At 44.9% G+C, this 26,167-nt stretch carries 23 protein-coding genes, 1 pseudogene and 1 other annotated feature; of the genes and pseudogenes, 9 read left to right on the plus strand and 15 right to left on the minus strand.

The window, feature by feature from the left end; translation table 11 throughout:
• Positions 1-175: 175 nt before the first annotated feature.
• From aroF to aroA, 3 genes are read left to right on the plus strand one after another with little or no spacing between them, the layout of a single operon-like run.
• The gene (aroF, locus tag ABFV83_RS08835; RefSeq protein ID WP_349948511.1) at positions 176-1,189 is read left to right on the plus strand and encodes a 3-deoxy-7-phosphoheptulonate synthase; all 1,014 of its coding nucleotides are present in this window, start codon (positions 176-178) and stop codon (positions 1,187-1,189) included.
• On the plus strand, positions 1,189-2,286 hold the full coding sequence (locus ABFV83_RS08840) for a prephenate dehydrogenase (protein WP_349948512.1): 1,098 nt from the start codon (positions 1,189-1,191) through the stop codon (positions 2,284-2,286). Before aroF ends, ABFV83_RS08840 begins: the two co-directional genes overlap by 1 nt.
• 14 nt (positions 2,287-2,300) lie before the next feature.
• On the plus strand, positions 2,301-3,578 hold the full coding sequence (gene aroA / locus ABFV83_RS08845; protein ID WP_349948513.1) for a 3-phosphoshikimate 1-carboxyvinyltransferase: 1,278 nt from the start codon (positions 2,301-2,303) through the stop codon (positions 3,576-3,578).
• 117 nt (positions 3,579-3,695) lie between these two features.
• On the opposite strand, the gene ABFV83_RS08850 is transcribed toward aroA, so the two are convergent.
• The 3 genes from ABFV83_RS08850 to ABFV83_RS08860 all read right to left on the minus strand — a co-directional run bounded on the left by ABFV83_RS08850 (position 3,696) and on the right by ABFV83_RS08860 (position 5,627).
• Complete coding sequence (locus ABFV83_RS08850) at positions 3,696-4,208, minus strand: isochorismatase family cysteine hydrolase (protein WP_349948514.1); 513 nt, start codon at positions 4,206-4,208, stop codon at positions 3,696-3,698.
• A gap of 200 nt (positions 4,209-4,408) precedes the next feature.
• Complete coding sequence (locus ABFV83_RS08855) at positions 4,409-5,509, minus strand: hypothetical protein (protein ID WP_349948515.1); 1,101 nt, start codon at positions 5,507-5,509, stop codon at positions 4,409-4,411.
• Positions 5,436-5,627 carry a hypothetical protein gene (locus tag ABFV83_RS08860; protein WP_349948516.1) on the minus strand — a complete coding sequence of 64 codons (192 nt, stop codon included), beginning with the start codon at positions 5,625-5,627 and terminating at the stop codon, positions 5,436-5,438. Before ABFV83_RS08860 ends, ABFV83_RS08855 begins: the two co-directional genes overlap by 74 nt.
• Positions 5,628-5,882: 255 nt before the next feature.
• Between ABFV83_RS08860 and ABFV83_RS08865 the strand changes: the two genes are divergently transcribed.
• The 4 genes from ABFV83_RS08865 to ABFV83_RS08880 all read left to right on the plus strand — a co-directional run bounded on the left by ABFV83_RS08865 (position 5,883) and on the right by ABFV83_RS08880 (position 10,373).
• Positions 5,883-6,617: a GNAT family N-acetyltransferase gene (locus ABFV83_RS08865; RefSeq protein WP_349948899.1), complete on the plus strand. Its 735-nt coding sequence runs from the start codon at positions 5,883-5,885 to the stop codon at positions 6,615-6,617.
• A gap of 658 nt (positions 6,618-7,275) precedes the next feature.
• Positions 7,276-7,519 (plus strand) — a binding site (T-box leader).
• A gap of 94 nt (positions 7,520-7,613) precedes the next feature.
• On the plus strand, positions 7,614-8,684 hold the full coding sequence (locus ABFV83_RS08870) for an ABC transporter substrate-binding protein (RefSeq protein ID WP_349948517.1): 1,071 nt from the start codon (positions 7,614-7,616) through the stop codon (positions 8,682-8,684).
• A gap of 38 nt (positions 8,685-8,722) precedes the next feature.
• Entirely contained in the window at positions 8,723-9,607 is an 885-nt protein-coding gene (locus ABFV83_RS08875; RefSeq protein ID WP_349948518.1) for an ABC transporter permease, read from the plus strand.
• Positions 9,600-10,373: an ATP-binding cassette domain-containing protein gene (locus ABFV83_RS08880; RefSeq protein ID WP_349948519.1), complete on the plus strand. Its 774-nt coding sequence runs from the start codon at positions 9,600-9,602 to the stop codon at positions 10,371-10,373. Before ABFV83_RS08875 ends, ABFV83_RS08880 begins: the two co-directional genes overlap by 8 nt.
• Before the next feature lie 75 nt (positions 10,374-10,448).
• On the opposite strand, the gene ABFV83_RS08885 is transcribed toward ABFV83_RS08880, so the two are convergent.
• The 4 genes and pseudogenes from ABFV83_RS08885 to ABFV83_RS08900 all read right to left on the minus strand — a co-directional run bounded on the left by ABFV83_RS08885 (position 10,449) and on the right by ABFV83_RS08900 (position 14,196).
• Positions 10,449-11,474 carry a sugar kinase gene (locus tag ABFV83_RS08885; RefSeq protein ID WP_349948520.1) on the minus strand — a complete coding sequence of 342 codons (1,026 nt, stop codon included), beginning with the start codon at positions 11,472-11,474 and terminating at the stop codon, positions 10,449-10,451.
• Between the two features lie 72 nt (positions 11,475-11,546).
• A pseudogene (locus ABFV83_RS08890) lies at positions 11,547-12,579 on the minus strand (sugar kinase).
• A 97-nt stretch (positions 12,580-12,676) separates the two neighbouring features.
• Positions 12,677-13,324: a bifunctional 2-keto-4-hydroxyglutarate aldolase/2-keto-3-deoxy-6-phosphogluconate aldolase gene (locus ABFV83_RS08895; RefSeq protein WP_054741795.1), complete on the minus strand. Its 648-nt coding sequence runs from the start codon at positions 13,322-13,324 to the stop codon at positions 12,677-12,679.
• A gap of 110 nt (positions 13,325-13,434) precedes the next feature.
• Positions 13,435-14,196, minus strand: coding sequence for an IclR family transcriptional regulator (locus ABFV83_RS08900; RefSeq protein WP_349948521.1), 762 nt, complete (start codon positions 14,194-14,196; stop codon positions 13,435-13,437).
• 215 nt (positions 14,197-14,411) lie between these two features.
• Here ABFV83_RS08900 and ABFV83_RS08905 point away from each other — a divergent pair, with 215 nt between their 5' ends.
• Positions 14,412-15,413, plus strand: a complete 1,002-nt coding sequence (locus tag ABFV83_RS08905; RefSeq protein WP_349948522.1) for a LacI family DNA-binding transcriptional regulator — start codon at positions 14,412-14,414, stop codon at positions 15,411-15,413.
• 29 nt (positions 15,414-15,442) lie between these two features.
• On the plus strand, positions 15,443-16,846 hold the full coding sequence (gene uxaC / locus ABFV83_RS08910; RefSeq protein ID WP_349948523.1) for a glucuronate isomerase: 1,404 nt from the start codon (positions 15,443-15,445) through the stop codon (positions 16,844-16,846).
• Between the two features lie 116 nt (positions 16,847-16,962).
• On the opposite strand, the gene ABFV83_RS08915 is transcribed toward uxaC, so the two are convergent.
• From ABFV83_RS08915 to ABFV83_RS08950, 8 genes are all read right to left on the minus strand, one after another.
• On the minus strand, positions 16,963-17,751 hold the full coding sequence (locus ABFV83_RS08915) for an RnfABCDGE type electron transport complex subunit B (RefSeq protein WP_349948524.1): 789 nt from the start codon (positions 17,749-17,751) through the stop codon (positions 16,963-16,965).
• 15 nt (positions 17,752-17,766) lie between these two features.
• On the minus strand, positions 17,767-18,345 hold the full coding sequence (gene rsxA, locus ABFV83_RS08920) for an electron transport complex subunit RsxA (protein WP_313583106.1): 579 nt from the start codon (positions 18,343-18,345) through the stop codon (positions 17,767-17,769).
• A gap of 12 nt (positions 18,346-18,357) precedes the next feature.
• Complete coding sequence (locus tag ABFV83_RS08925) at positions 18,358-19,152, minus strand: electron transport complex subunit E (protein WP_349948525.1); 795 nt, start codon at positions 19,150-19,152, stop codon at positions 18,358-18,360.
• Positions 19,153-19,163: 11 nt separating this feature from the next.
• Positions 19,164-19,775, minus strand: coding sequence for an RnfABCDGE type electron transport complex subunit G (locus ABFV83_RS08930; protein WP_349948526.1), 612 nt, complete (start codon positions 19,773-19,775; stop codon positions 19,164-19,166).
• Position 19,776: 1 nt separating this feature from the next.
• On the minus strand, positions 19,777-20,700 hold the full coding sequence (locus ABFV83_RS08935; protein ID WP_349948527.1) for an RnfABCDGE type electron transport complex subunit D: 924 nt from the start codon (positions 20,698-20,700) through the stop codon (positions 19,777-19,779).
• 11 nt (positions 20,701-20,711) lie between these two features.
• Positions 20,712-22,034, minus strand: coding sequence for an electron transport complex subunit RsxC (gene rsxC, locus ABFV83_RS08940; protein WP_349948528.1), 1,323 nt, complete (start codon positions 22,032-22,034; stop codon positions 20,712-20,714).
• Positions 22,035-22,553: 519 nt separating this feature from the next.
• Positions 22,554-24,425 (minus strand): ABC transporter ATP-binding protein, encoded by a 1,872-nt coding sequence (locus ABFV83_RS08945; RefSeq protein WP_349948529.1) that lies wholly within the window; start codon positions 24,423-24,425, stop codon positions 22,554-22,556.
• A complete protein-coding gene (locus ABFV83_RS08950) occupies positions 24,425-26,164 on the minus strand; it encodes an ABC transporter ATP-binding protein (protein WP_349948530.1) in 1,740 nt (579 codons plus the stop codon). Before ABFV83_RS08950 ends, ABFV83_RS08945 begins: the two co-directional genes overlap by 1 nt.
• Positions 26,165-26,167 lie beyond the last annotated feature (3 nt).

Genomic DNA, 26,167 nt, shown 5'->3' on the forward strand with positions numbered 1-26,167 from the left:
ACAATCATAATGGTTTCAAATATGCCACTGTTTTGCTTTGCTAAATATCCCTGAAATCCTTTCTAAATAATAATTTACGTTAATGCGTCGAAGTTTAACGTGCAAAAGCGTTGACAACTCCCATTCAATAGATTACAATGGGGATTAAACATTTGCAAAAGAAAGGTAGAAATATATGATCATCATTATGAAAGCAAATGCTTCCGAGGAAGCAGTAGATAAAATCAAGTACTTAATCGAATCAAACGGACTTCAGGCCCATTTATCAAAAGGGACGGAAGTAACTATAGTAGGCGTTGTAGGAGATAAGACAAAGCTCCAGGGCACAAACATCGAGATGCTGGAAGGTGTTGACAAAATCGTTGCCGTGACCGAAACCTACAAGCTGGTGAACAAAAAATTTCATCCGGAAGATTCCGTCATAACCATTGGAAACGCAAAAATCGGTCCGGGCCATCTTACCATGATGGCCGGTCCATGCGCCATTGAAAATCACGATATGGTCCTGGAAACTGCATTTGCAGTAAAAAAAGCAGGCGCCCAGTTCCTGCGCGGCGGAGCCTACAAGCCCAGGACCTCCCCTTACGCATTCCAGGGCCTGGAAGAGGAAGGGCTGAAATACATGAAGGAAGCCAGGGAAGCCACCGGGCTTAATATCGTTTGTGAGGTCACAAGCCTGCGTGCTCTTGAAACGTCTGTAAAATATGTGGACATGATCCAGATCGGCGCACGGAACATGCAGAATTTCGAGCTTTTAAAAGAAGCTGGAAAAGCCGGTATACCGGTTCTATTAAAAAGAGGACTGTCCGCCACCATTGATGAATGGCTGAATGCTGCAGAATACATCGCCTCCGAAGGAAATCCAAATATCGTTCTTTGCGAACGAGGCATCCGTACCTACGAAACTGCCACCAGAAACACTCTGGATATCAGCGCCGTACCGGTTATCCGCGCCAAGAGCCACCTTCCTATCATCATTGACCCAAGCCATGCCACCGGAGTAAGGGCTTATATTGAGCCGATTTCCAAGGCTGCCATAGCAGTAGGAGCCGACGGCCTGATTGTGGAAGTCCATCCCTGCCCATCCTGCGCCCTGTCCGACGGCCCCCAGTCCCTGACCTTTGAACAGTTTGAGAATCTGACAGAAGAATTAAGGCCTTACGCCAAGCTTGCGGGGAGGACGTCTTAATGAGTGATGCCGCTATTGCCTTTATCGGGCTTGGTCTCATCGGCGGCTCTATCGCCAGAGGGATCAAGCGTGAAGAACCTGATACAAAAATCATGGCCTACATGCGCACCCGTTCCAGGCTTTTGCAGGCAAAAGATGACGGGATCGTGGATGTTATCTTAGAGGGAATCGGAGAAGAGCTCCGTGAATGTGATCTTATCTTCCTCTGTACTCCTGTGGAGTACAACGCAAAGTATCTGTCGGAAATCCAGCCCTTCCTAAAACCGGGAGCAATAATCACCGACGTAGGAAGCACCAAGACAGACATTCACGAAGAGGTAAGCCGTCTTGGCCTGGAAAGCCGGTTTGTGGGAGGACACCCGATGGCCGGTTCGGAAAAGACCGGATATGAAAATTCCACCGACCATTTACTTGAAAATGCCTATTATATCATTACCCCCACCGCGTCTTCCACAGAGGAACAGGTAAACCGCCTGGTGCGGATCGCAGGCATGATCGGCTCCATTCCCCTTGTTCTCGATTATCATGAACATGACTTTATTACAGCCGCAATCAGCCATCTGCCCCATATCGTAGCCTCCAGCCTGGTGAACCTGGTAAAGGCTTCTGACAATAAAGAGGGGCTTATGAAGCGGCTCGCAGCCGGAGGCTTTAAGGATATTACAAGAATCGCTTCCTCCTCACCGGAAATGTGGGAGCAGATCTGTATGACAAACAGCCGGAATCTTTCCGTGATTCTGGAACGATACATTGCTTCCTTAAGCCAGATCCTGGACGAGCTTAGGGCAAATGACAATCAATATATTTACCAGCTTTTTGAAACTTCCAGAGATTACCGCAACTCCTTTTCTGAAAAGGTTCCGGGTCTCATTGCACCGGAGTATTCCTTTACCGTTGACATGGCTGACGAAGTAGGCGCCATTTCTACCTTATCCGTCATCCTGGCCGCTAAGGGAATCAGTATTAAGAATATCGGCATCAACCACAACAGAGAACACGGAGAAGGAACCTTAAGGATTGGGTTTTATGACAAAGAAACCATGGATAACGCATGGAAGCAGCTGGAACGGTACCATTATGATTTAATTTCAAATTAAAAGAGAGGATTCCTATGAAATTCACAAAAGCCTCCCCTTTAAAGGGCGAAATAACCATACCAGGTGACAAATCCATCTCTCACCGCAGCGTGATGTTTGGTTCCATTGCAAAGGGAACCACGGAAATCAGCCACTTTCTCCAAGGAGCCGACTGCCTTTCCACCATCTCCTGCTTCAGGAAAATGGGAATACAGATTGAAAACAGCAATGACACCGTTATTGTCCATGGAAACGGACTCCGGGGCTTAAAAAAACCGGAAACCATCTTAGACTGCGGAAACAGCGGTACCACCACACGCCTGATCTCCGGCCTTTTAGCTGCCCAGGATTTTGACGTAACCATAACCGGTGACGAATCCATTCAGAAACGTCCCATGAAGCGCATTATGGAGCCGTTATCCCTGATGGGAGCTGATATAAAGAGCGTAAAGGAAAATGGCTGCGCTCCCCTTTCCATAACCGGTAAAAAGCTTCACGGCATCCATTATACCAGCCCCGTGGCCTCTGCCCAGATAAAATCCTGCATTCTTTTAGCCGGACTGTATGCAGAAGGCGAGACAAAGGTTACGGAACCCTATGTGTCCAGAAATCATTCTGAAATCATGCTGAAGTACTTTGGTGCCAGTGTGAATACGGAAGGAACCACCGCATGTATTTCTCCTGCGGAAGAGCTCTACGGCAATAAAATGATTGTTCCGGGAGACATCTCTTCTGCTGCTTACTTTATTGCGGCAGGACTGATGGTTCCGGATTCTGAAATACTGATAAAGCATGTAGGCATTAACCCCACCCGGGACGGAATCATTCACGTTTGCCGGGATATGGGAGCAGATATCACCCTTTTAGAGGTAAATACGGATTCCGGGGAACCTACTGCGGATATTCTGGTAAAATCCGGCACTCTCCATGGCGTTACAATCGGCGGAGCTATCATACCTACCCTCATCGACGAGCTTCCCATGATCGCTGCTATGGCTTGTCTGGCAGAAGGGGAAACCATCATCAAGGATGCGGCCGAATTAAAGGTAAAGGAATCCAATCGTATTGAGGTCATGGTGAAGAATCTGTCTGCCATGGGAGCCGATGTCGCGGAAACAGAGGATGGCATGATCATCAGAGGGGGAAAGCCTCTTCACGGCGCTGTCATAGACAGCAGACTTGATCACCGGATCGCCATGACCTTTGCTGTGACCGGGCTGTGTGCAGAAGGGGAAACAGAAATTTTAGGCGCAGAATGCGTGAATATCTCTTATCCGGGTTTTTATCAGGATCTGAAGCGATTGATGAAATAAAATAAATCAGTGATGCATTTTATATCTGATTACCAAAAGAGGGTGTTGCAAAAAGCATCATTGCTCCACAGATGATTTTTCATCTATTTTGCAACGCCCCCTTTTTATTGATTGATTTTATAAAACCTCGATTTGGCACATCTTCATAGCCTCTAACGCATTCTCATGGCTTTTTAAAGTCACACCGGCACAGCAGGAGGAGTCCACCATAACTGGAATCTCCGGAAGAAAGGCTTTGACCAGCAGGGCATTGGATATTACGCAGATGTCCGTACATAAGCCCACCAATTCAATGGATTCATACTCTCTTTCTGCCACATATTCTCCAAGCACCGAGCTTCCAAAGGTGTTTTTTTCAAAACGCATTCCCTGAAACTCTTTTAAGGAATCATCAAGCTCCCAGCCGGCAGTTCCCCTGACACAATGAGCGACCGGAAGCTTTTTCCCTTCCTGAGAATTAAGATAAGTCTCCTCATGGGTATCCAGGGTGAAGATCACCTCATCTCCGGCTTCCTGATATTCCTCTATTTTTCTTTTTACATTAGGAACGATAGACACCGCCTCCGGTGTTCCCAGAGAGCCGTCGATAAAATCCTTTTGCATATCTACAACGATCAATAACTTCTTCATGGACAAACCTCCAATAATAAATAGTATTTATAGTTTATCACAATTTGTACGCATAAGCATATTATTTTTCATCACATTTTTGCTGGAATTATTGTCCTCACCTGATCCTTATAATTTATTGAATACACGAAAGCTGTTGCAGGTGCAATGATTGTAGCTTAGTTACTATCTGTATAGAAAGTCCACGACTTCTTATCTGATCAATCAGAAAATCTATAAATATTTAGGTTCCCATCTTGACCTATATAACCTATTGATTTTCCATTCGCTCTGATAGGATTGCTATTGGCTATTTTCTCATAAACCTTTTTACCAATATCGATTAAATAGATATCATTTAAGGTTTGCAATGCAACAACTTTATTGTTAATTCGATATGCCTGTATTATATCATTCCCTGATTCAATGTCAGGAATCTTCATATCTATGTATTTTCCATTTTCTAATATATAAATAGTTCCTACATCATTTAAAGGCATTTCTGAAGCATAATCGGATGTTATAACACAGTTAATATCCCCTGTAACATACAGTAACTTTCTTGGAAGCTTAATCGGCAGTTTTTGAACATGTTCTTCTATAAAATCATAATAAAATAATTCAGGTTTACCAGTTTCATCCGGATTAATGTCCTCATCATTAAAACTGATGATTTCAAATATTATTCCATTATCAAACCCGTCCGCTGCCTGCAGCAAATTACCATCATAATTTCCTTTTTCGTTTTTAAAATACGAATAGCTGCCAATTACCTTGCTCACTTTGGTTTTTAGATTATATAAAATTAAAGGCTGCTCTACAGTACCATCATTGTATAGTCCATAATTTACCAATAGGCAATCTCCTATTACCTCTATCGTTGGCATACCGCTGCAATTTACGCGGAATAGTATTTCCTCATATCTTCTGCCTATTTGTTTAATTATAAAAGACATTTGTTCTTCTGCAGAGAACTCACATATGATTAAACGATCTCCATACATTTGATTGCATAATATAGCGGACGCATGAGATGTATAAATAGGGTTGGTAACCCCATTCTCAGTTATATAATATTCGTACCCATCTTCCAGGGACTTAAAGGAATAAATGATTCCATCTTTGTATCCGCCCAGGCCGAAGGAGGCAATGCTGTTTTTACTTTCTTTACCGTTCATTTCCATTAGGGCCTCTTCATAATTAATAGATCCCGGACGAAGGCGATATGTTTTATTCCTTTCATTAAAATTAAGAACTATCACAACTGTAAGTATTAAGAATATTCCAATTCCAACATAAATGCTGCTTTTTTTCTTCATCATTGCTATCTCTCCATTTTACTATATGCCTTTCTTTACTTGTTCCTATATAAGTTTTTGTAATATCTACCGTTCCTGTTTTATTGATTGCCCAGGAAGAAGCTGTTTTCTTTACTTTCATAAAAAATCCTCCCTGTAGTTTTTTAGGTTTACATCTATATAACGTACAAGGAGATAAAACGGGACAATTTTTTCATTTTTGTAATAATATTTCATCTTCTCCATTCCCACTTTCAAGAAGTATAATTTTCGCAGCAATCAAAAGAAAAGAAATGTATGGATGGATGGCAATTAATATAGTATAATTTTCGATAACAATGAAAGTTGATATAAAGATAATTTATATTAGCTTTACTCAGAAAGTAAGGTGAAGAAAATGCACAGCCATGTTGCAGCCATGTTTCATGATTGGGAAGAAGCTTTAATTTGGTCATGTTTGCAAGGTCATATGGGAAATATTATCTTAGATAATGAAAAAAATCCCGCGTCTGCAATGATTCAAATCGGTGACTTCTGCTTTATTGCAGGCCAGCCAAATACCGCCCTGTTTCATGATATAGAAGGAGAAAAGCTGCTCATACCGAAAGATAAAGCCTGGGAAGCACTGATCGAGGATTTTTTTGATAGCCGGGTAAATAAAATATTTCGCTATGCAATTAAAAAGGAACCAGATGTTTTTGATAATGCAAGACTGACTTCTTTCATTAATGGCCTCGATGATTGTTATGAGCTTCGGATGATAGACAGAGAAGTATATGAATTGGCTCGAAAGGAAGCATGGTCTGTGGATTTATGTTCTCAGTTTAATGATTATGCCGACTATCAGCGCTGGGCATTCGGTGTATCCATTTTACACAATGGTAAATTGGTGGCAGGCGCTTCCCCTTATGCTGTTTATAATAATGGTATTGAAATAGAGATAGATACAAGGCCCGATTATAGAGGCAAGGGATTGGCGACAGTGTGTGGCGCCAAATTGATACTTGAATGCCTGGCACGAAATCTTTATCCAAGTTGGGACGCTCATGACTTACGTTCTGTTGCCTTAGCGGAAAAACTCGGTTATCACCTTTCCCATCCATATGTGACATATGAACTGAAGGGCAGGTAGGCGAATGAACATAAAGCGGTTTATCGGTATTTTTAGTATCGAAACCCGCTTTTTTATGTTCTATTATTAACAATATTTTAATTTATTTTTATACCTTCTGCAACTTTAAAAATCTCATTTCTATCGACATTTCCATACACAACAAAGTAATAGCCATGGCTGCTTCCGTAGATATATCCAGTATTTTCCAATTGCCTCATATCCCATTTCATTTGCATATCTAAGATGTATGAATATCCGATCTTCCATTGTAAACTCGGATAATAGCTCTGTCATCTCTTGTATTTCTGCCGTATTTATGTTTTCCTCTTCCGGACTATTCACCCGTCCGCAATGCTGAGCTTCAAAAGTATCAACGGAGATAAGCCTTTCTGATTCTCTAATGACATCCATAGATGCATTTTTCACTATAGTAACGCAGAAAGCCATCATTTGGGGACATGGTAAGCTGAAAATTTTTTCAATATTATCCATAATTTTTAGAAAGGCAGACGATACGGTATCATTGTAACCCAGGGAAAGTGAAAAAACAACAGTCAGGTGCAGAACGAAACCCTGCCACCACTCCTTCCAGGCGGACAGGCAATTCCTGTCTTTTTTAAATTAACAGTTGACAAATCCATACATACGTATTAATATACTGTTTAAATGAAATAATAATAAACCGTTGAAAAAGAAGAGTAAGCTTTGCATGCGATATTTCAGAGAGCCGCCGTTGGTGTGAGTGCGGTATAAAGCTGATAGCTGAATGGACTTTTGAGGGCGGCCCCGAACCATTGTTTCAGTAGGGGCTGACGGAGACCACAACCGTTATTTATCGTGGCATATATGTTAGTATATGAAAAGTGGGCTTTTATAAAGTCAATTTGAGTGGCACCGCGGATTGTTGATTCGTCTCAAGTACGTTTTTTAGCGTACTTGGGACTTTTTTTATTTTCAGGATATCCGCTCACTCCCTCATCCTGTCAACGGAAACCATTTTAAGGAGGAAATATTATGAAAAAATCAATCAAAACCCTGTTACTGGCAGCCCTGGCTGCTGCCGCACTCTCCGGCTGTTCTTCCAAGGCAGCTCCGGAAAAAACTGCTGATAATAATTCCACCCAGGCTTCTTCCAATGCAGAGGCAGGGAGTGAAACTACCAAGGACGGCACATCCTATACCATCGGCATCGGACAGTTTGCAGAGCATGGTTCCCTTGACAACTGCCGGATCGGCTTTTTACAGGGCCTTGCAGAGGAAGGGATCGAGGAAGACAAAAACTTAACGGTCATGTACGAAAATGCCCAGGCTGACGGAGGCACCGCAAGCCAGATCATAAACAACTTTCTTTCCAAAAAAGCGGATTTGATCTGCGCCATTGCTACCCCAATGGCCCAGTCCGCCTACAGCGGTGCAAAGAAAGCCAATGTTCCTGTCATTTTCACGGCAGTTACGGATCCAACAGCCGCAGCCCTGGCAAAAGAGGACGGAAGTCCGGTGGGTGAAATCACCGGAACCAGCGACAAGCTTCCAGTGGAAAAACAGTTGGAAATGATCCGCAAGATCCTTCCCGATGCCAAGACCATCGGAATCCTTTACAGCACCAGTGAAGTGAACTCAGAAGCAGCGATCAGGGAATATAAAGCCGCTGCCGCTTCCTATGGCTTTGAAATCGTAGAAGGCCCTGTATCCGCAACCGCTGATATCCCTCTGGCAACTGACAGCATTCTGGAAAAGGTGGACTGCTTAAACAATTTAACAGATAACACGGTAGTAAGCTCTCTTCCGCTAATCCTGGATAAGGCCGGAAAGAAGAACATCCCCGTATTCGGAAGTGAAGTAGAGCAGGTAAAAATCGGCTGTCTTGCCTCCATGGGGCTTGATTATGTGGACTTAGGCAGGCAGACCGGTATCATGGCCGCAAAGGTATTAAAGGGCGAAGCAAAGGCAAGCGAAATGAACTTTGAAGTGATCAGGGAAGCCGCGTTCTACGGAAATTCTAAGGTTGCCGAGAGCCTGGGAATCACCCTGCCGTCAGAGCTTACCGGCTCAGCCGCTGAAATTTTTACCGATATTACCCACTAGTATTAAAAACAAGGAATATAATTGGAGGAAGTTAAACCATGTCAATCATACTTGGCGTTTTGGAAGAAGGCCTGGTCTATGCCATTATGGCACTGGGCGTTTACATCACTTATAAGATTCTGGATTTTCCGGATCTTTCTGTGGATGGAACCTTCCCTTTGGGAGGCGCAATCACCGTTACCCTCATCCTGGCCGGACTAAACCCGGTGGCAACGCTTTTAATTGCCTTTGCCGTCGGAGCCCTAGCCGGATGCATCACCGGCTTCATCCATGTAAAATTAAAGGTACGGGATCTTCTGTCAGGTATCATTGTCATGACTGCCCTCTATTCTGTGAACCTAAGGGTGGCCGGAAAATCTAATGTTCCGTTTTTTAACAGTGACACCATTTTCGAAAACAGCTTTGTATACGGTCTGTTTCCCGAAAAGTTTGCAGATATCAGCGTGGTGATCATACTGGCTGTCATCGTGGTGATCGTTAAGATTTTACTGGACCAGTATCTAAAGACCCGCTCCGGTTATTTATTAAGGGCTGTGGGGGACAATGAAACCCTTGTCACCTCTCTTGCCAAGGACAAAGGCATGGTAAAGATCATCGGCCTTGCTATTGCAAACGGTCTGGCCGCTCTGGCCGGTTCCGTATACTGCCAGCAGAAAGGCTTTTTTGAAATCAGTATGGGAACAGGGACCATTGTCATCGGCCTTGCTAATGTGATCATTGGAACAAAGCTGTTTAAAAAGATCGGGTTTGTGAAATCCACCACTGCAGTTATTATCGGCTCTATCATTTACAAAGCCTGCGTGTCATTTGCCATTTATCTGGGAATGGAAGCATCGGATTTAAAACTGATCACATCCGTGCTGTTCCTGGCCATTCTGGTACTCAGCAACGGCAGGGAAAAGAAGGTGAAACATCATGCTTGAACTACAAAATATCAATAAATATTACAATCAGGGAACGGTCAATGAGATGTGCCTGTTCCAGGACTTTAATCTCACCATTAAAGACCGGCAGTTCGTATCTGTGGTAGGAAGCAACGGCTCCGGCAAGACTTCCATGTTAAATATCATCTGCGGAAGCATTCCTTTGGACAGCGGTTCTATCCGGGTGGGCGGCACCGACATCACCAGTATGCCGGAATTTAAGCGCCAGCGCCGCATCGGAAGAGTCTACCAGAACCCTGCCATGGGCACATGCCCTAATATGACCATCCTTGAAAATATGGCTCTGGCTGATGCCAAGGGAAAACCCTTTAACCTTCTTCCGGGGACTAACAAGCAGCGGATATCCTATTACAGGGAGCAGCTTCGTTTTCTTGGCCTTGGCTTAGAGGATAAGCTCCATGTAAAGGTGGGAGTACTTTCCGGCGGCCAGAGGCAGGCCATGGCCCTTCTCATGTCCACCATGACTCCCATTGAATTTTTGATCCTTGATGAGCACACTGCTGCCCTGGATCCAAAAACAGCCGAGAACATTATGGAGCTGACGGATAAGATTGTAAAGGAAAAGCATCTTACCACCATTATGGTTACCCATAACCTTCGTTATGCCATAGAATACGGAAACCGCCTTCTGATGATGCATCAGGGAAATGCCATCATTGATAAAGAAGGGGAAGAAAAAACCAATTTAGATGTAGATTACATTTTAGAGAAATTCAATGAGATCAGCATTGAATGCGGAAATTAGAGAATTATTCAATCGGAAAGCGAGGCGGGAATTTAAGAAATCCTGCCTCGCTTTCCGGTATTGCGCTTTTTTATTTTATCTGCTCATCTCGCTCTGAGGTCCGTTATTATTATGGTCTTTTATAACGGTATTGACTTCGCTTAAATCAGAAGTAGGAAGATCTCCTGGTATGGTATTCTTTAAGGCTGATGCCGCATTGCCGTACCGGACTGCCTTCATGCAGTCGCCTCCGCTGCTTAAAAGGCCATAAAGTGCGCCTGCAATATAAGCATCTCCGCTTCCGATCCGGTCTACAACATCTATGTTATGGTAGGGTTCTTCCTCGTAATATTCCTTTCTGGAAGCATCGTAAATTACGGAACCAAAGGTATGGCTCTTTGGACTGTGAACGATCCTCTGAGTGGAAGCCACAACGGAAATGGGATACTCCTCTGTAAAGCTCTTCATGATCTCCTTAACGGTCCCCTCCTTCTTAAAGGTCAGTCTGGCCGTTTCTTCTGAGCAGAAGAAAATATCCACATAGGGAAGAATCTCTTCAATACATGCTCTGGCTTCCTCCCCTGTCCAGAGATTACCGCGGAAATTCACATCAAAGGAAATAATGGTTCCTGTCTGCTTGAACTTTTTGATCATATCAATGGCTGTCTTCCTGGTATTCTCACATAAAGCCAGGGTAATCCCTGTGGTGTGGAAACAGGTCGCCGCCCGATACATCTCCTCCGGGAAGGAAGAGGTGCTGATCTGAACAAAAGAACTGTTCTTTCTGTCGTAAATGACCTTGGGTTTCCTTGGATATGCTCCGTATTCATAATAATAAAGCCCCAGCCTTGCACTTAGACTGTTATCATAAACAAAATAGTCATCGCTGATTCCATAAGAACGGACTTTATTCTTTACAAAATTTCCTATATCATTAAAGGGAAGCTGGGTAACCACGCCGGTATGAAGCCCTAAAAGAGCTGCGCCTACTGCAACATTTAATTCCGCACCGCCTACCTGTTTTTGAAAGGAATCTCCCCTGACAAGCCGCTCCACGCCTTCCGGAGACAGGCGTAACAGCAGCTCACCCAGGCTCAGTAAATCAAAAGGTCTGTCACTCATCTTGAACTTACCTCCATAATTTTTAAAAGGGGAGTCATTGCCCAATGACTCCCCATCTCTGTTTCTTATCGATTATCTCTGAACACGGCCTGAACCGTCGCCGCCGGCCAGAGTATCCACGTCTTCTCTGGTTACCAGGTTGAAGTCTCCAGGAATGGTATGCTTTAATGCGGATGTCTGCAACACCAAATTCCAGAGCGCTCTTAAAGTCCTTGCCGTCAACCAGCCCGCAGATCACACCTGCTGCAAAGGAATCACCGCCGCCTACACGGTCAACGATAGGGGTAACGCGGTATTTTCTGGAGTGGTAGAACTCACGGGTCGCGCCATCCATGATGCATGCAGACCAGCCGTTGTCGGAAGCTGAGTAGCTTTCACGCAGGGAGCTGATCACATATTTGAAGTTAAACTTATCGATCATCTGATTGAAGATGTCCACATAGCCCTGTAATTCCAGCTCACCGGAAGTTACATCGGTATTGCCTGGCTTAAAGCCAAGAACCTTTTCTGCATCCTCTTCGTTGCCGATGCATACATCAACATACTGCATCAGGTTTGTCATAACTTTCTGAGCCTTCTCAGAAGACCATAATTTCTTACGGAAGTTTAAGTCTACGGAAACTGTTACACCATGAGCCTTAGCTGCCTTTAAAGCTGCCTCGGTCAATTCTGCTGCTTCATCGCTTACTGCCGGTGTGATTCCTGTGAAATGGAACCAGTCTGCATCCTTGAAGATCTCGTCAAAATTAAAGTCAGCTGCAGTTGCCGTAGCGATGGAGGAATGCGCCCTGTCATATACTACTGCAGACGCTCTCATGGCAGAACCTGTCTCTAAATAGTAGATACCAAGTCTTTCACCGCATTTTGCAATGTGCTTTGTTCCTACGTTGTATTTTCTTAAAGCAGCTACCGCACACTCACCGATGGGATTCTTAGGAACTGCTGTTACAAACTCAGTGTCATGTCCATAGTTTGCCAGGGAAACAGCCACGTTAGCTTCACCGCCGCCGTAGTTTACATCAAACTCATCTGCCTGAATGAACTTCTCATTATTTGGGGTAGATAATCTTAACATGATCTCGCCCATGGTTACTAATTTTGCCATTTTGTATTCTCTCCTAGAATTCTATTATTAATTTTTATTATTAGTTTTTCTTAATTGCGTGCTCCAAGGGGGCCTTCTCTTCCGGCTTCTCCGTCATTTACCTTGCTGCTGCCACTGCCTCAACGAATTCTTTTGCCTTAGCTGTTACTGCTGCAAAATCACCTGTCTTAGCACCCTTTGTTAAGCTGCTTCCGGTACCAACGGCATAGGCTCCTGCCTTGATCCACTTATCAACGTTGTCAACGTCAACACCGCCGGATGGCATGAAATCACCCTGGGGAAGGGGTCCTTTAAATGAGCTGATCGCTTCCGGTCCCATGATGTTGCCTGGAAAGATCTTGATGACGTCACAGCCGCACTCCAATGCGGTGATCGCTTCGGTAGGTGTCATAACGCCTGGAAGCATAGGCACTCTGTAACGGTTGCAAAGCTTGATGGTCTCAACATTTAAGCCTGGGCTTACTACGTAATTAGCGCCTGCAAGGATTGCTGCTCTCGCTGTTTCCGGATCAAGAACAGTACCTGCTCCAATAACAACATCTTCATTTTTTCTATATTTTTCAGACATTTTTGCGATGAATTCAATTGGATTTCCTTCATCCATGGTCATTGTGATTTCAATAAAATTGATGCCGCCTGCAATGATGGCGTCAACTACCTTTTCGCCCTGTTCAAAGTCCTTTGCACGAACAACAGCTACCAGACAGTCTTTTTTCATCTTAGATAAAACCTGTTCTTTTTTCATCATCCTTCAACTCTCCTTCTTCATTTTCGTATATACGAATTAATTTCATATTTACGATTCCTATACTTGAAATATTAATCGTTTCCAGCCATTTTGTCAACAGGTATTCCTTATATTTTTCCAAGAAAGCCTAACAAACGGGAAACCTCCATGCTCTTTTCAGAAACCAGCTTTCCCAAGGCCTCATAATCATTAGAAGGCTTATAAAGACTGGACACGCTGATGGCTCCAAGCACATTGCCATCCCGGTCAAAAACCGGGGCTCCCACACACTGCATATGCTCCTCCATCTCCCTGGCATCGAAAGCATAGCCTCTCTCCCGGACCTTTTTCAGTTCTTCAAGAAGCTGCCCCTTGTTCCTTATGGTCCTCTCAGTGTACTGGGTGAATTTCAGCCGGCTGATCATCTGCTCTCTGGTCTCATCATCGCTGTAGGCAAGAATCACCTTTCCAAGGGAGGTACAGTACATGGGATTTTTGGAACCAACGGTTGCTGTGGTGATAATAGGGTTTTCCGGTTCGAACTTACATATGTATACCACATGATGATCCGACGGAATTCCAAAGAAGACTGTTTTTCCCACTTCCTTTGAAAATGCCTTGAGTACCGGCTCTATGATCCCGATAAAATCCAGATTATTGGTATAGTTAATGCCGATGCGGTAGGCCATCAGGCCTATGGTATAATTTTGCTTTTGTCCCCTGGCCACATTTACCATGCCCATCTCAGCAAGGGTTGTTACAATATCGTAGGCGCTGGTCTTGGGAAGGTTCAGCTTTTCACAGAGATCATCCAGAGTGGCTCCTTCCGGTGTTCTGGATATCAGTTTTAATATTTCTACAGTTCTTTGAGTCGTTCTGTTCAGTTTCATGGCTTGGCCTCCATTTCTATGTCCTAGTATACTCCGAAAAACCGGAAAAAAGCAAGGTTATTTTCGTATATACGAAACATTTGTAAGTATTTACAAAATGATGGGGATTTTATTGGATATTTTGCTAAAACAATAAATCAGGGATTGTAATACTCATCATAAGTATGTATAATGAACTGGGTATGTAAATACTTACAATTACGGAGGTGATGCTTTTGAATATCTATGATGTTTCCGAACATGCTCACGTATCGATTGCCACTGTTTCCCGCGTCATCAACGGAAATCCCAATGTCAGCGAAAAAACCAGAAAGCGGGTTCTCGACGTCATGGAGGAACTGGGGTATACCCCCAATGTATTCGCCAGAAGCCTGGGGCTGAATACCATGAAGACCATCGGAATCATGTGTGCCGATTCTTCTGACCCATGGCTTGCAGAGGCCATCTACTATCTGGAAAAGGAATTAAGGGGCAATGGTTATGATTCTCTTCTCTGCTGCACCGGCTATCTTCCTGAAACCAAGAAGAAATATCTGGAACTTTTGCGTTCCAAACGGGTGGATGCCATCATCCTGACCGGTTCCCATTATATAGAAACAAAGCCAAAGGATAATGCCTATCTTCTGGAGGCAGCAAAGGATCTTCCCATTATGCTGGTCAACGGTCAGCTTGAGGGGGAACAGATCTACAGCACGGTCTGCGATGACCACGCCGCAGTCTACGATGCCACCTTACGGCTTTACCGTTCCGGCCGTTCTTCGGTGCTCTATCTTTATTCCGGAAATTCCTTCAGCAATTTTCACAAGCTTTCCGGCTACCGGGATGCCGTAAGAGATGCCGGTTTTATGATCCGGGACGAACTTATGGTGCTCTGCAATAAGGACTTAGAAGCTGCCACGGAACGCCTTAACATGGTTTCCCGTTCCGGTGTCCATTTTGATGCTGTTCTGGCTTCCGAGGATATTCTGGCTGTTGGAGCTGTTAAATATGCAGACAAGGCGGGACTTAAGATTCCTCAGGATTTGAGCATCATCGGATACAACAATTCCATCCTGTCCAGGTGCACGACTCCGGAAATTACTTCCGTGGACAATAAGGTGGAAGCCCTTTGTACCACCACCGTAAACACCCTGATGAAGGTGCTTGAGGTGGGAAACGTGCCCGTAAAGACCACCATCACTCCGGAGCTGATAAAACGAGGTACCACTAATTTTTAATTACACATATTCAAGGAGGATTCTCTAACATGAAACAGTTTATGGACAAGGATTTTTTACTGTCTACCGATTCGGCGAAAAAGCTTTATCACACCTATGCAGAAAACATGCCTATCGTAGACTATCACTGCCATATCAACCCTCAGGAAATCTATGAAGACCGCAAGTTTGATACCATTACCCAGGTATGGTTAGGCGGCGATCATTACAAATGGCGTCAGATGCGTTCCTGCGGCGTGGATGAAAGATATATTACAGGGGATGCTTCCGACCGTGAGAAATTCCAGAAATGGGCAGAAATCCTGCCAAAACTGATCGGCAATCCACTCTACCACTGGAGTCATTTAGAGCTTCAGAGATATTTCGGCTATACCGGCCATTTAAACGGCAATACAGCGGAAGAGGTATGGAATCTGTGCAATAAAAAGCTTCAGGAAGATTCCATGAGCGTCCGCAGCTTAATCAGACAGTCAGGTGTCAAGCTGATCTGCACCACCGACGATCCTGCAGATACCCTGGAGTGGCATCAGAAAATTGCCGCTGATTCAGCCTTTGAAGTAAAGGTGCTTCCTGCCTGGAGACCTGACAAGGCCATGAACATCGAAAAACCGGATTTTGCAGCCTATATGGCAAAGTTATCTGCTGTCAGCGGCGTGGAAATCAAGGATTTCGCTTCCTTAAAGACCGCTTTAAAAAACCGCATGGAATTTTTCGCAAGCCAGGGCTGCGGTGTATCCGACCATGCCCTTGAATATGTTATGTATGTTCCTGCTGATGAGGCAGAGCTTGATACGATCTTTGCAAACGGGCTTTCAGGAAAGACGATCTCAAAAGAGGATGAGTTGAAATACAAGACCGCCTTCATGCTGTTCGCTGCAAAGGAATACAACCGCATGGGATGGGTGATGCAGCTTCATTACGGATGCAAGCGTGACAACAATGCCATGGCGTTTGAAAAACTGGGACCTGACACTGGTTTCGACTGCATCAACAACTACGCTCCTTCCGCCCAGATGGCTGATTTCTTAAACGCATTGAGCGCAACCGATGAGGTTCCAAAAACCATCATCTACTCCTTAAATCCCAATGACAATGCCTCCATCGGCACCATCCTTGGCTGTTTCCAGAGTAAATTCCCCGGAAAGATCCAGCAGGGCTCCGCATGGTGGTTCAACGATCACAAGACCGGCATGACCGAGCAGATGATCTCCCTGGCAAACTTAGGATGCCTTGGTAACTTTATTGGAATGCTCACCGATTCCAGAAGCTTCTTATCCTATACCAGACACGAATACTTCCGCAGAATCCTCTGCGAGCTGGTCGGCGGATGGGTGGAAAACGGAGAGTATCCGGATGACCAGGATTCCCTGAAAGAAATCATTGAGGGAATTTCCTTTAACAATGCGATAAAGTATTTTAATTTCGAAATTTAATCCCAGGGACTGGTGCCGCAGGAAGCTGCGATGAATCTTTTTACAGTGAGCCTGCCTGAATAGTAAAAAAAGGGAGTTCGATCCTTTCCAAAAAGATCGAACTCCCTTTTTTTATTTTACTGAATCACCTTCACAGGACATTTTGCAGCGCATTTACCGCAATTTGTGCATTTCTCATAATCGATGATTGCAACATTGTTATCCATGTGAATGGCATCAAATTCACACTGCTTTGTACATATCATACAGCCAATACAGCCAACTTCACATTTAGCCTTTACATCTTTGCCCCTGTCATGGGAATTGCATTGAACCAGATGCTTTGACTTGTATGGAACCAGGTCAATCAGATTGTTAGGACAGGCAGAAACGCATTTGCCGCAGGCTACGCATTTCTCCTTATCCACTACTGCAATTCCGTCAACCACATGGATGGCGTCAAATTCACAGGCTTTTACGCAAGAACCGTATCCCATACAGCCATAGACACAGGCCTTTTCGCCGGAGCCGGGGACCACCGATGCCATCCGGCAGTCATCAATTCCGTAATAATTGTACTGAACCTTTGTCTTATCGCAGGTTCCTTTACATTTTACAAATGCAACCTTCTTATCCGTGGAACCTGCCGCAACTCCCATGATTTCACCGATCTTTTCAGCTACTGCTGCGCCGCCAACCGGACAGGCAGAAACATCTGCCTGGCCTAATGCAATGGCCTTAGCCAGAGCATCACAGCCTGCATATCCGCAGCCGCCGCAGTTGTTACCTGGAAGCTCGTTACGGACAAGGATCTCTTTTTCATCAACTTCTACTTTAAACTTTTCGCTGGCAATTCCCAGGAACACACCGATCAGAATTCCGATGATGCCCACAACGGCTGCCGCAAATATAATACCTGTTACCATTCTTTCGTCTCCTCCTTATTTAATTAATCCGGAAAATCCGAAAAATGCGATTGCCATCAGGCCGGAGGTAATCAGGACAATGGGAGAACCCTTAAAGGAATAGGGAACATCATTGTTTTCGATTCTCTCGCGGACACCTGCCAGCATAACAATGGCAATGGTAAAGCCTACGGAAATACCCACACCGTTGATAACACTTTCCAGAATGTTATATTCCTTCTGCACGTTGGTCAGGGCCACGCCCAGAACCGCACAGTTGGTTGTGATCAAAGGAAGATACACACCCAGCGCCTCATAAAGAGCGGGCATGGATTTCTTTAAAAACATTTCTACAAACTGCACCAGAGCTGCAATAACCAGGATAAACACAATGGTCTGTAGGAATTCCAGATGAAGCCCCACTAAAATACCCTTATAAATGACACTGGTTGCAAATGCTGCAATGGTAATTACGAAAATAACGGCTGCGCCCATACCGGCAGAGGTCTTCACATTTTTGGAAACTCCAAGGAATGGACATAGGCCAAGGAACTGGCTGAGCACTACGTTGTTGACCAATGCGGAGCCAATGGCTATCAATAATAATTCTTTCATCTATCCATCCTCCTATTCATCTTTCCTGGAAGCTGCGTTTTTGGCTTCCGCTTCTTTTTTGACTGCCTGTGCCTTCTTTGCTGCCAGTGCTTCCTCTTCCATCTGCTTCTTTTTAGCCTGAAGGACCTCATGATTGGACATGCAGGAGGAACCGGTACAGGAAGCACAGTTGCCGCCGCAGGCTAACTTAGACGGAGGAACAGAACCGTTGGTAGCGGATGGTGCCTTAAACTTATTCTGAAGCGCCGTTAAAACAGACAGCACAAAGAATGCACCCGGAGCGAGGACGAAAATGGAGATATGAAAATCCTCCGGAATAAAGGTATATCCAAATATAGCTCCGGAACCTAACAACTCACGGACAAGTCCGATACAGGTAAGAGCGATGGTAAAACCAAGTCCCATACCGATTCCGTCAAAGGTAGATTCCATGACACCATTCTTGGAAGCATAGGATTCTGCACGGCCTAAAATAATACAGTTTACAACGATAAGAGGAATGTAAATTCCAAGTGCAGAATAAAGGCTTGGTACATAGGCCTGTAAAAGGAGTTGCACAATCGTAACCAGAGTCGCAACGACAACGATATAGGCCGGAATTCTCACCCGGTCCGGAATGATATTACGAAGGGCAGAAATAAGCATATTGGAAAACAGCAGCACCACGGTCGTGGAAAGCCCCATGCCCACACCGTTCACCGCCGACGTGGTAACAGCCAGAGTCGGGCACATGCCAAGCATCAGGATGAAGGTCGGGTTTTCTTTTACAATACCGTTAAATAAACGTTCCATACATTTCTTGTTCATCTTCCCACCTCCTAACGGTCAATATTGTGCACGTAATACAATGCGGCATTGACGGCATTGGTTACTGCGCTTGATGTAATGGTAGCTCCGCTGATGGCATTGATCTCTCCATCACCGGCATTGCCGGATTTAGTAACGGTAAGGGATTCCTGGTTTTTTCCTGCATACTGACCCTTAAATGCCGGTTCCTTTGCCTTTAAGCCAAGACCCGGGGTATCACTGATCGCAAGAAATTCAATGCCGTTAATGGATCCATCTTCTTTGATACCAACGGAAATTTGTACAACTCCGCTGTAGCTGTCATCGGAATGAGAGGTAATCACATAACCCTGGACACTCCCGCTTCCATCTACTGCTTGAAAAGCATTGTCCACGCCGACTTTTCCAAAATTCTGGGAAAGCAGTTCTGTGTTACAGGTTTCTATCGCCGCTTCCATCTTTTCATCCGATATAAAATCAGCCGCTTCCGGAAATACCTTCTTATATGCCGCCAGATTGGCTGCCTCAGTTGCTTTATCAATGGGATCCTTTGTAATCTGATAAGCGCCGCCCAGCAAAAAGCCGGAAATCAGAGTGATCACAAACAAAATCAATGCGTCCTTCATATATCCGCCGTTTTTCATCTTACTTTCCCTCCTTTCCAAATGCTACCGGAATAGAGATCTTCTCAATCAGAGGCACCAGAATGTTGCCGATGATGATGGCATAGGAAACGCCTTCCGCAGAACCGCCGAAAAGACGGAATAATCCGGTCAGCACGCCTAAAAGAACGCCGAAAAGGATCTGTCCCTTTGGAGTGATGGGGCTGGTCACATAATCGGTAGCCATGAAGAATGCACCGAAGATAAGACCGCCGCCGCATAAATGAGTCAGCACGAACATGAGATCATGCTGGCCGAAAATAAATACGAATGCTGCAAAAGTGATCAGATAAGCTGCCGGGATCTTTATGGAAATCACTTTTCTGAACAAAAGGTAAGCTGCACCCAAGAGCAGGGCAATCACAGATACCTCACCAATGGTTCCTGAAATTTTCCCGATAAACATGGATGTTATATCAACTGCTTCTCCCGCCTTTAATGCAGCAAGGGGAGTAGCCCCTGAAACTGCGTCACTATATGTAAAGTCAGTCATCTTACCTGCAAAAGAAATAAGCAGGAAACATCTTGCTGCCAGGGCCGGATTCATAAAGTTCTGGCCCACGCCGCCGTAGAGCTGCTTTACCACGATAATGGCAAATACACCGCCCAGAAACGGAATCCATAAAGGAATGGCCGGAGGCATATTAAGGCCCAGGATCATTCCTGTCACCAGGGCACTTCCATCGCTCACGGTAATGGGTTTTCCCATAAGGAATTCAAATACATATTCACTAAGAACACAGGATAATACACTGATCAGTAAAATCAGCGCCGCTTTCACCCCGAACTGATATACACCATACGCAGACGCAGGAATCATGGCAATGGCAACATCCAGCATAATATTCTGTGTTGTAACCTGATCCCTGACGTGAGGTGATGATGATACGTTTAACAATTTACTCATGCTTCCTCCTCCTACGCTTTCTTTCTGCTTGCCGCAACTTCTCTGCGCATTTCTTTAAATGCCTGGGTAAGAGGTCTTCTGGCCGGGCAGATATATGCACAGCAGCCGCATTCGCAGCATTCCATGCCATTTAATTTTACAAACCGTTCCATGTCAGACCGTTCCGCCGCATCCATAATCATCTGCGGAACAATATTGCCCGGACATACCTTTACGCATCGTCCGCAGCGGATGCAGGCGCTAGGCGCATTACATGCCACCTCGTCTATTGTCAGACAGGTAAGGGCTGAGGAAGTCTTTGTGACAGGAATATTAAAGTTAAACAAAGCCTGCCCCATCATAGGGCCTCCGGAAATCACCTTTTCAGGTTCCGTCTTAAAGCCGCCGGAAGCCTCTAAAAGCTCGGTGTAGCTGGTCCCGGTCCGAACATTATAATTCTGGGGATTTGCTATCGCATCACCGGTCACCGTAATGATACGGCGGATCAGAGGAATGCCCTTTGCGACCGCATTATAAATAGAAATCACCGTATCCACATTGTCTACCATGCAGCCTGCATCTGCCGGAAGCATGGTGGAATTAATCTTTCTTCCTGTTACGGCATAGATCAGAGTACGCTCACCGCCCTGGGGATATTTGGTTTGTAAAGGACAGACAGTAATCCTTGGTTCGTCCTTTACAAACTCTGTCATGAGTTTGATCGCTTCCGGTTTGTTGCTCTCAATGCCGATCACGCCCTTTGCATTGTCAAACAACTGAAGGATTATGTTAAGCCCTTTTATGATGCTCTCCGGCTCTTCCAACATCATCCGGTAATCAGAAGTTAAGTACGGCTCGCATTCCGCACCGTTGACAATGATGGTGTCGATCTTTGATTCATCCTTTGGCGTCAGCTTCACATGAGTTGGAAATCCGGCGCCGCCAAGACCTACAACTCCTGCTTCTTTTACAAGATTCCTGATCTCTTCCTTTGATAAGGTCTTCGGATCACGCTCTTTGCCGAATCCGTCCACCGTCTGATACTTCCCGTCGTTTTCAATGATAATCGACGGAACCATAGAGCCATTAGCAACCATTCTTGGTTCAATGGTTTTTACCGTTCCTGAAACAGAACTGATTACGCAGGCAGAAATAAAGCCTCCCGGCTCCCCGATTTTCTGTCCAACCAGCACCTGATCTCCTGCCGCCACTAAAGGTTTCGCAGGCGCACCGATATGCTGGGATAAGGGGAACACCATCTCGCCTTTTGGCTGCAGCACTTGTACAGGTTTATTTTCCGACAGTTCTTTTCCTTCATAAGGATGAATGCCGCCTTTAAATGTAGCCAGACCCATTTAACTAACCCTCTTTCTCTACAATTCTTTGTCTCTCCTGGCAAAATTTCAGCATTTTGCCACCTAAAACAGTATAACATAATTCGCAAACCGAAACAATGCATAAATACATATTGTATACTGTGTTCTATATACAATTCTCTTTATTTATCAGTACTATAACCTGGTTGAAAGCCCTATTATTTCGTTAATTAAATAACAATTTTTCAAAAAACAGATCCCATAATGTTTTCATAAAAGCACAATTATTTTGCTTGTCATTTTGTAATTCCTGATAATCAGCCATTTTTTAACAGTGTTTTTAATTTTATACACTATTCTTTGTTAATTTTTTGTTGAATTTTTATGATTTATAAAAGCCTTTTGCCTGTTTCTATAGGTTAATATTGCCATCTCTCTTTTTATTTATTAGAAACTTTAATAAATAAAAAGGAGCATTGTGAAAACGAAATTATGACTGACGCCATATCGCCGTTTTCTCCAATGCTCCTCCTATGGGTATGCAGACCGTTTTTTTGTTTAATCCAGTTCCACTGCCCCGGTATAAAGCTGATAATACCTGCCTTTTTGTTTTAAAAGATCTTCATGGTCTCCCCGTTCAATGATCTCCCCGTTTTCCAATACCATGATGGCATTGGCGTTGCGCACTGTAGACAGGCGGTGGGCGATCACAAACGTGGTCCGGTCCGCCATAAGGCGGTCCATGCCCCGTTCAATATGCTTTTCCGTTCTGGTGTCCACGGAACTGGTCGCTTCATCAAGGATCAGAACCGGGGCCTTTGAAATAGCGGCCCTGGCAATGTTTAAAAGCTGCCTCTGCCCCTGGCTTAAGTTGGCCCCGTCGCCTTCCAGCACCGTGTCAAAGCCGGCAGGAAGCCTCATGATAAAGGAATAAGCAGAAGCCGTTTTGGCTGCCTGGATCACCTCTTCATCCGTTGCATCAAGCCTTCCGTAACGGATGTTTTCCATCACGGTTCCTGTAAACAGATGGGTATCCTGAAGGACCATGGCAATATTACGGCGCAGATTTTCCCTCTTAATATGACGGATATCCACTCCGTCAATGGTAATCTCACCGCTCTGAATATCGTAAAAACGGTTCAAAAGATTTGTGATCGTGGTTTTGCCTGCTCCCGTAGAACCTACAAAAGCGATCTTCTGCCCTGGCTTTGCATAAAGGCTTATATCCTTTAAAATCACTTTGCCGGGATCATAACCAAAGGTCACATTCTTTAATTCTACATATCCATTCATCGGCTCCAGCTCCACCGCAGCTTCGCCATCTGCAGGCTCCGGATTCTCATCCATAATAGCAAATACCCGTTCTGCTCCCGCAAGGGCGGAGAATACATTGGTCACCTGCATGGACATCTCGTTGATCGGACGGCCAAACTGCCTGGAAAAGGTCAAAAATACGGTCAATCCGCCCACATCAAAGCCCTTGAGCACACAAAGAAGTCCTCCGATGCATGCGGTCAGGATATAATTCAACTGGCTTAAATTTCCCATGACCGGCATCATCACGCCTCCGAAAAACTGTGCATGGATCATGTTGTTCCTTAAATCTTCATTGAGGATCTCAAATTCTTCTTCTGCCACGTCTTCATGACAGAACACCTTTACCACCCTCTGGCCGCTGATGATCTCTTCAATATATCCGTTTACGGCACCAAGGGAGCTTTGCTGGGCTGAGAAAAATTTCTGGCTTCTTGACGCCACAAAACCGCCTAGCTTCATCATAACAGGTATCATGATCAAGGTCACCAGAGTCAGCCATATATTTGTATAGATCATAAGTACCAGGGTACCGATAATGCTCAAAGCTCCGGTAAAAAGCTGGACCAGGGTGCTGCTTAACATCTGGCCGATGGTATCCACATCATTGCTGAACCGGCTCATGAGATCACCGGTGTTATTGGTATCATAAAACCGTACAGGCAGAGTCTGGATCTTGGCAAATAAATCATCCCTTATTTTTTGCAGGGCATTTTGCGCAACCGTCAGCATGATTCTGGATTGGATATAGTTGGCAATTACACTGATGAGATAAACGGTACCCATTATCCCAATGCCTTTTGCAAGGCCGATAGCGCTTCCCATTTCGCCGGACGGCGGCGCAATGTACTGATTAATGATGGGACGCAGCATATAAGAGGCGGCTAACATCGCAAGCGTACCTGCAATGACGCAGAAAAATGATGCTCCCATCAATAGTTTGTATTCATTTAAATATGACATGAGACGCCGAATGGTCGCCTTGGCATTCTTTGGAAGGCCGCCCTTTATCTGCCTGCCTCCTCCATGTCCGCCTGCGGGCCCCCGGTTCTTTGCCGGCTTAGAAGAGCGGCCATAACGCTTTTTTAAGCTTTCTATCCTTTTCTGCTTATCCATTATGCACCCGCCTCCTTTTCCTGGTCTCTCTGGGAATAATAAATTTCCTGATAAGCCTCGGAGGACTCCAGCAGTTCTTCATGGGCCCCCATGCCTACGATCTGTCCGTCATCAAGGACGATGATCTTATCCGCATTTTCCACGGACCCGATGCGCTGGGCAATGATGAATTTGGTAGTATTCTTTAAAGTAGTCTGAAAGCACTGGCGGATACGGGCTTCCGTTGCCGTGTCCACAGCAGAGGTGCTGTCATCCAGAATCAGTATTTTCGGTTTCTTTAGGAGAGCTCTGGCAATACAAAGTCTTTGCTTCTGGCCGCCGGATACATTGGAACCTCCCTGGCCCAAATCCGTGTTATATCCAGCCTCAAAGTTAGAAACAAAGCCATCGGCCTGGGCGCTTTCCGCCATAAGGGCTATTTCTTCCATAGTGGCATTTTCGTCTCCCCAACGGAGATTTTCTTCAATGGTTCCTGAAAAAAGGACATTCTTCTGTAAAACCATTCCAACGCCTTCCCTTAGGTTTCTGATGGAATAATCCCTTACGTCAATGCCATCCACCAGAACTTGTCCTTCATCCGCATCGTAAAGACGGGGAATCATCTGTACAAGAGAGGTCTTTCCGCTTCCTGTGGAGCCAATGATTCCAACGGTTTCTCCAGGCTCCGCCGTAAAATTAATGCGCTTTAAGACCATTGCATCCATTCCCTTTATATACTGGAAGGAAACATTCCGGAATTCCACTTTTCCTTCCGTGACCTGGGCGGATTTTTCTGTTGCATCTTCATCGGTCAAATCGATTTCTGTATCCAGAACCTCTTTGACACGCCTTAAGGAAGCCATGGCTCTGGAAGCCTGCAAAAATACCATGGATAAGAGCATCAGGGACATAAGAATCTGGACAATGTAGGTGGTAAACGCCGTAAGATCACCTACAGGCATCTTTCCTGCGATAATGAGATTCCCTCCATACCACACCACTGCAAGGGTCGTGGCATTCATGGCAAGCATCATCACAGGCATGCTGGCTACGACGATCTTCATGGCCTCAAGGCTGCCTTCCTTTAAATCCCGGTTAGTTGCCTGAAATTTCTTTTCCTCAAAATCTTCCCTGACAAAGGATTTAATGACGCGCACATTGGTCAAAGCCTCCTGCACGCCGGAGTTTAAGCGGTCGATCTTCTTTTGCATTGCCTCAAAACGCGGAAAAGCCGCCTTTAAAATAATAAAGATGATCAGGATCAGTAATGGAATCACCGCCAAAAGTATTACCATCAACTGGCGGTTCATGAGATAGGCCATAATAAGGCCCCCGATCAGAAGGCCAGGAGCCCGGAACATCAGACGCAGGCTCAGCATCACCACATTTTGAATCTGCTGGATATCATTGGTCAGCCTGGTAACCAAAGATCCTGTGCTGAAATCATCAATATTTTTAAAGGAAAACTGCTGGACTTTATGAAATACATCCTTTCTCAAGTCCGTGCTAAAGCAAATGGAAGCCTTAGAGGAAAAATAGGATGCCCCGATTCCTCCTGACGCCATAATAATAGCAATGGCGACCATTTTTCCTCCCATTTGTAAAATGTATCCTACATCTCTTGTGGCGACTCCGTTGTTGATGATCATGGACGTCAGCCTGGGAAGCATGATCTCACCAAATACTTCCGTAAGCATTAAGAGGGGCGCCAGTATAAAGGCTCCCAGATACGGCCTGATATATTTCCAATATCGTTTCAAGTT

Origin of the sequence: Lacrimispora sp. BS-2 (assembly GCF_040207125.1) — a bacterium.
GTDB lineage: Bacteria > Bacillota > Clostridia > Lachnospirales > Lachnospiraceae > Lacrimispora.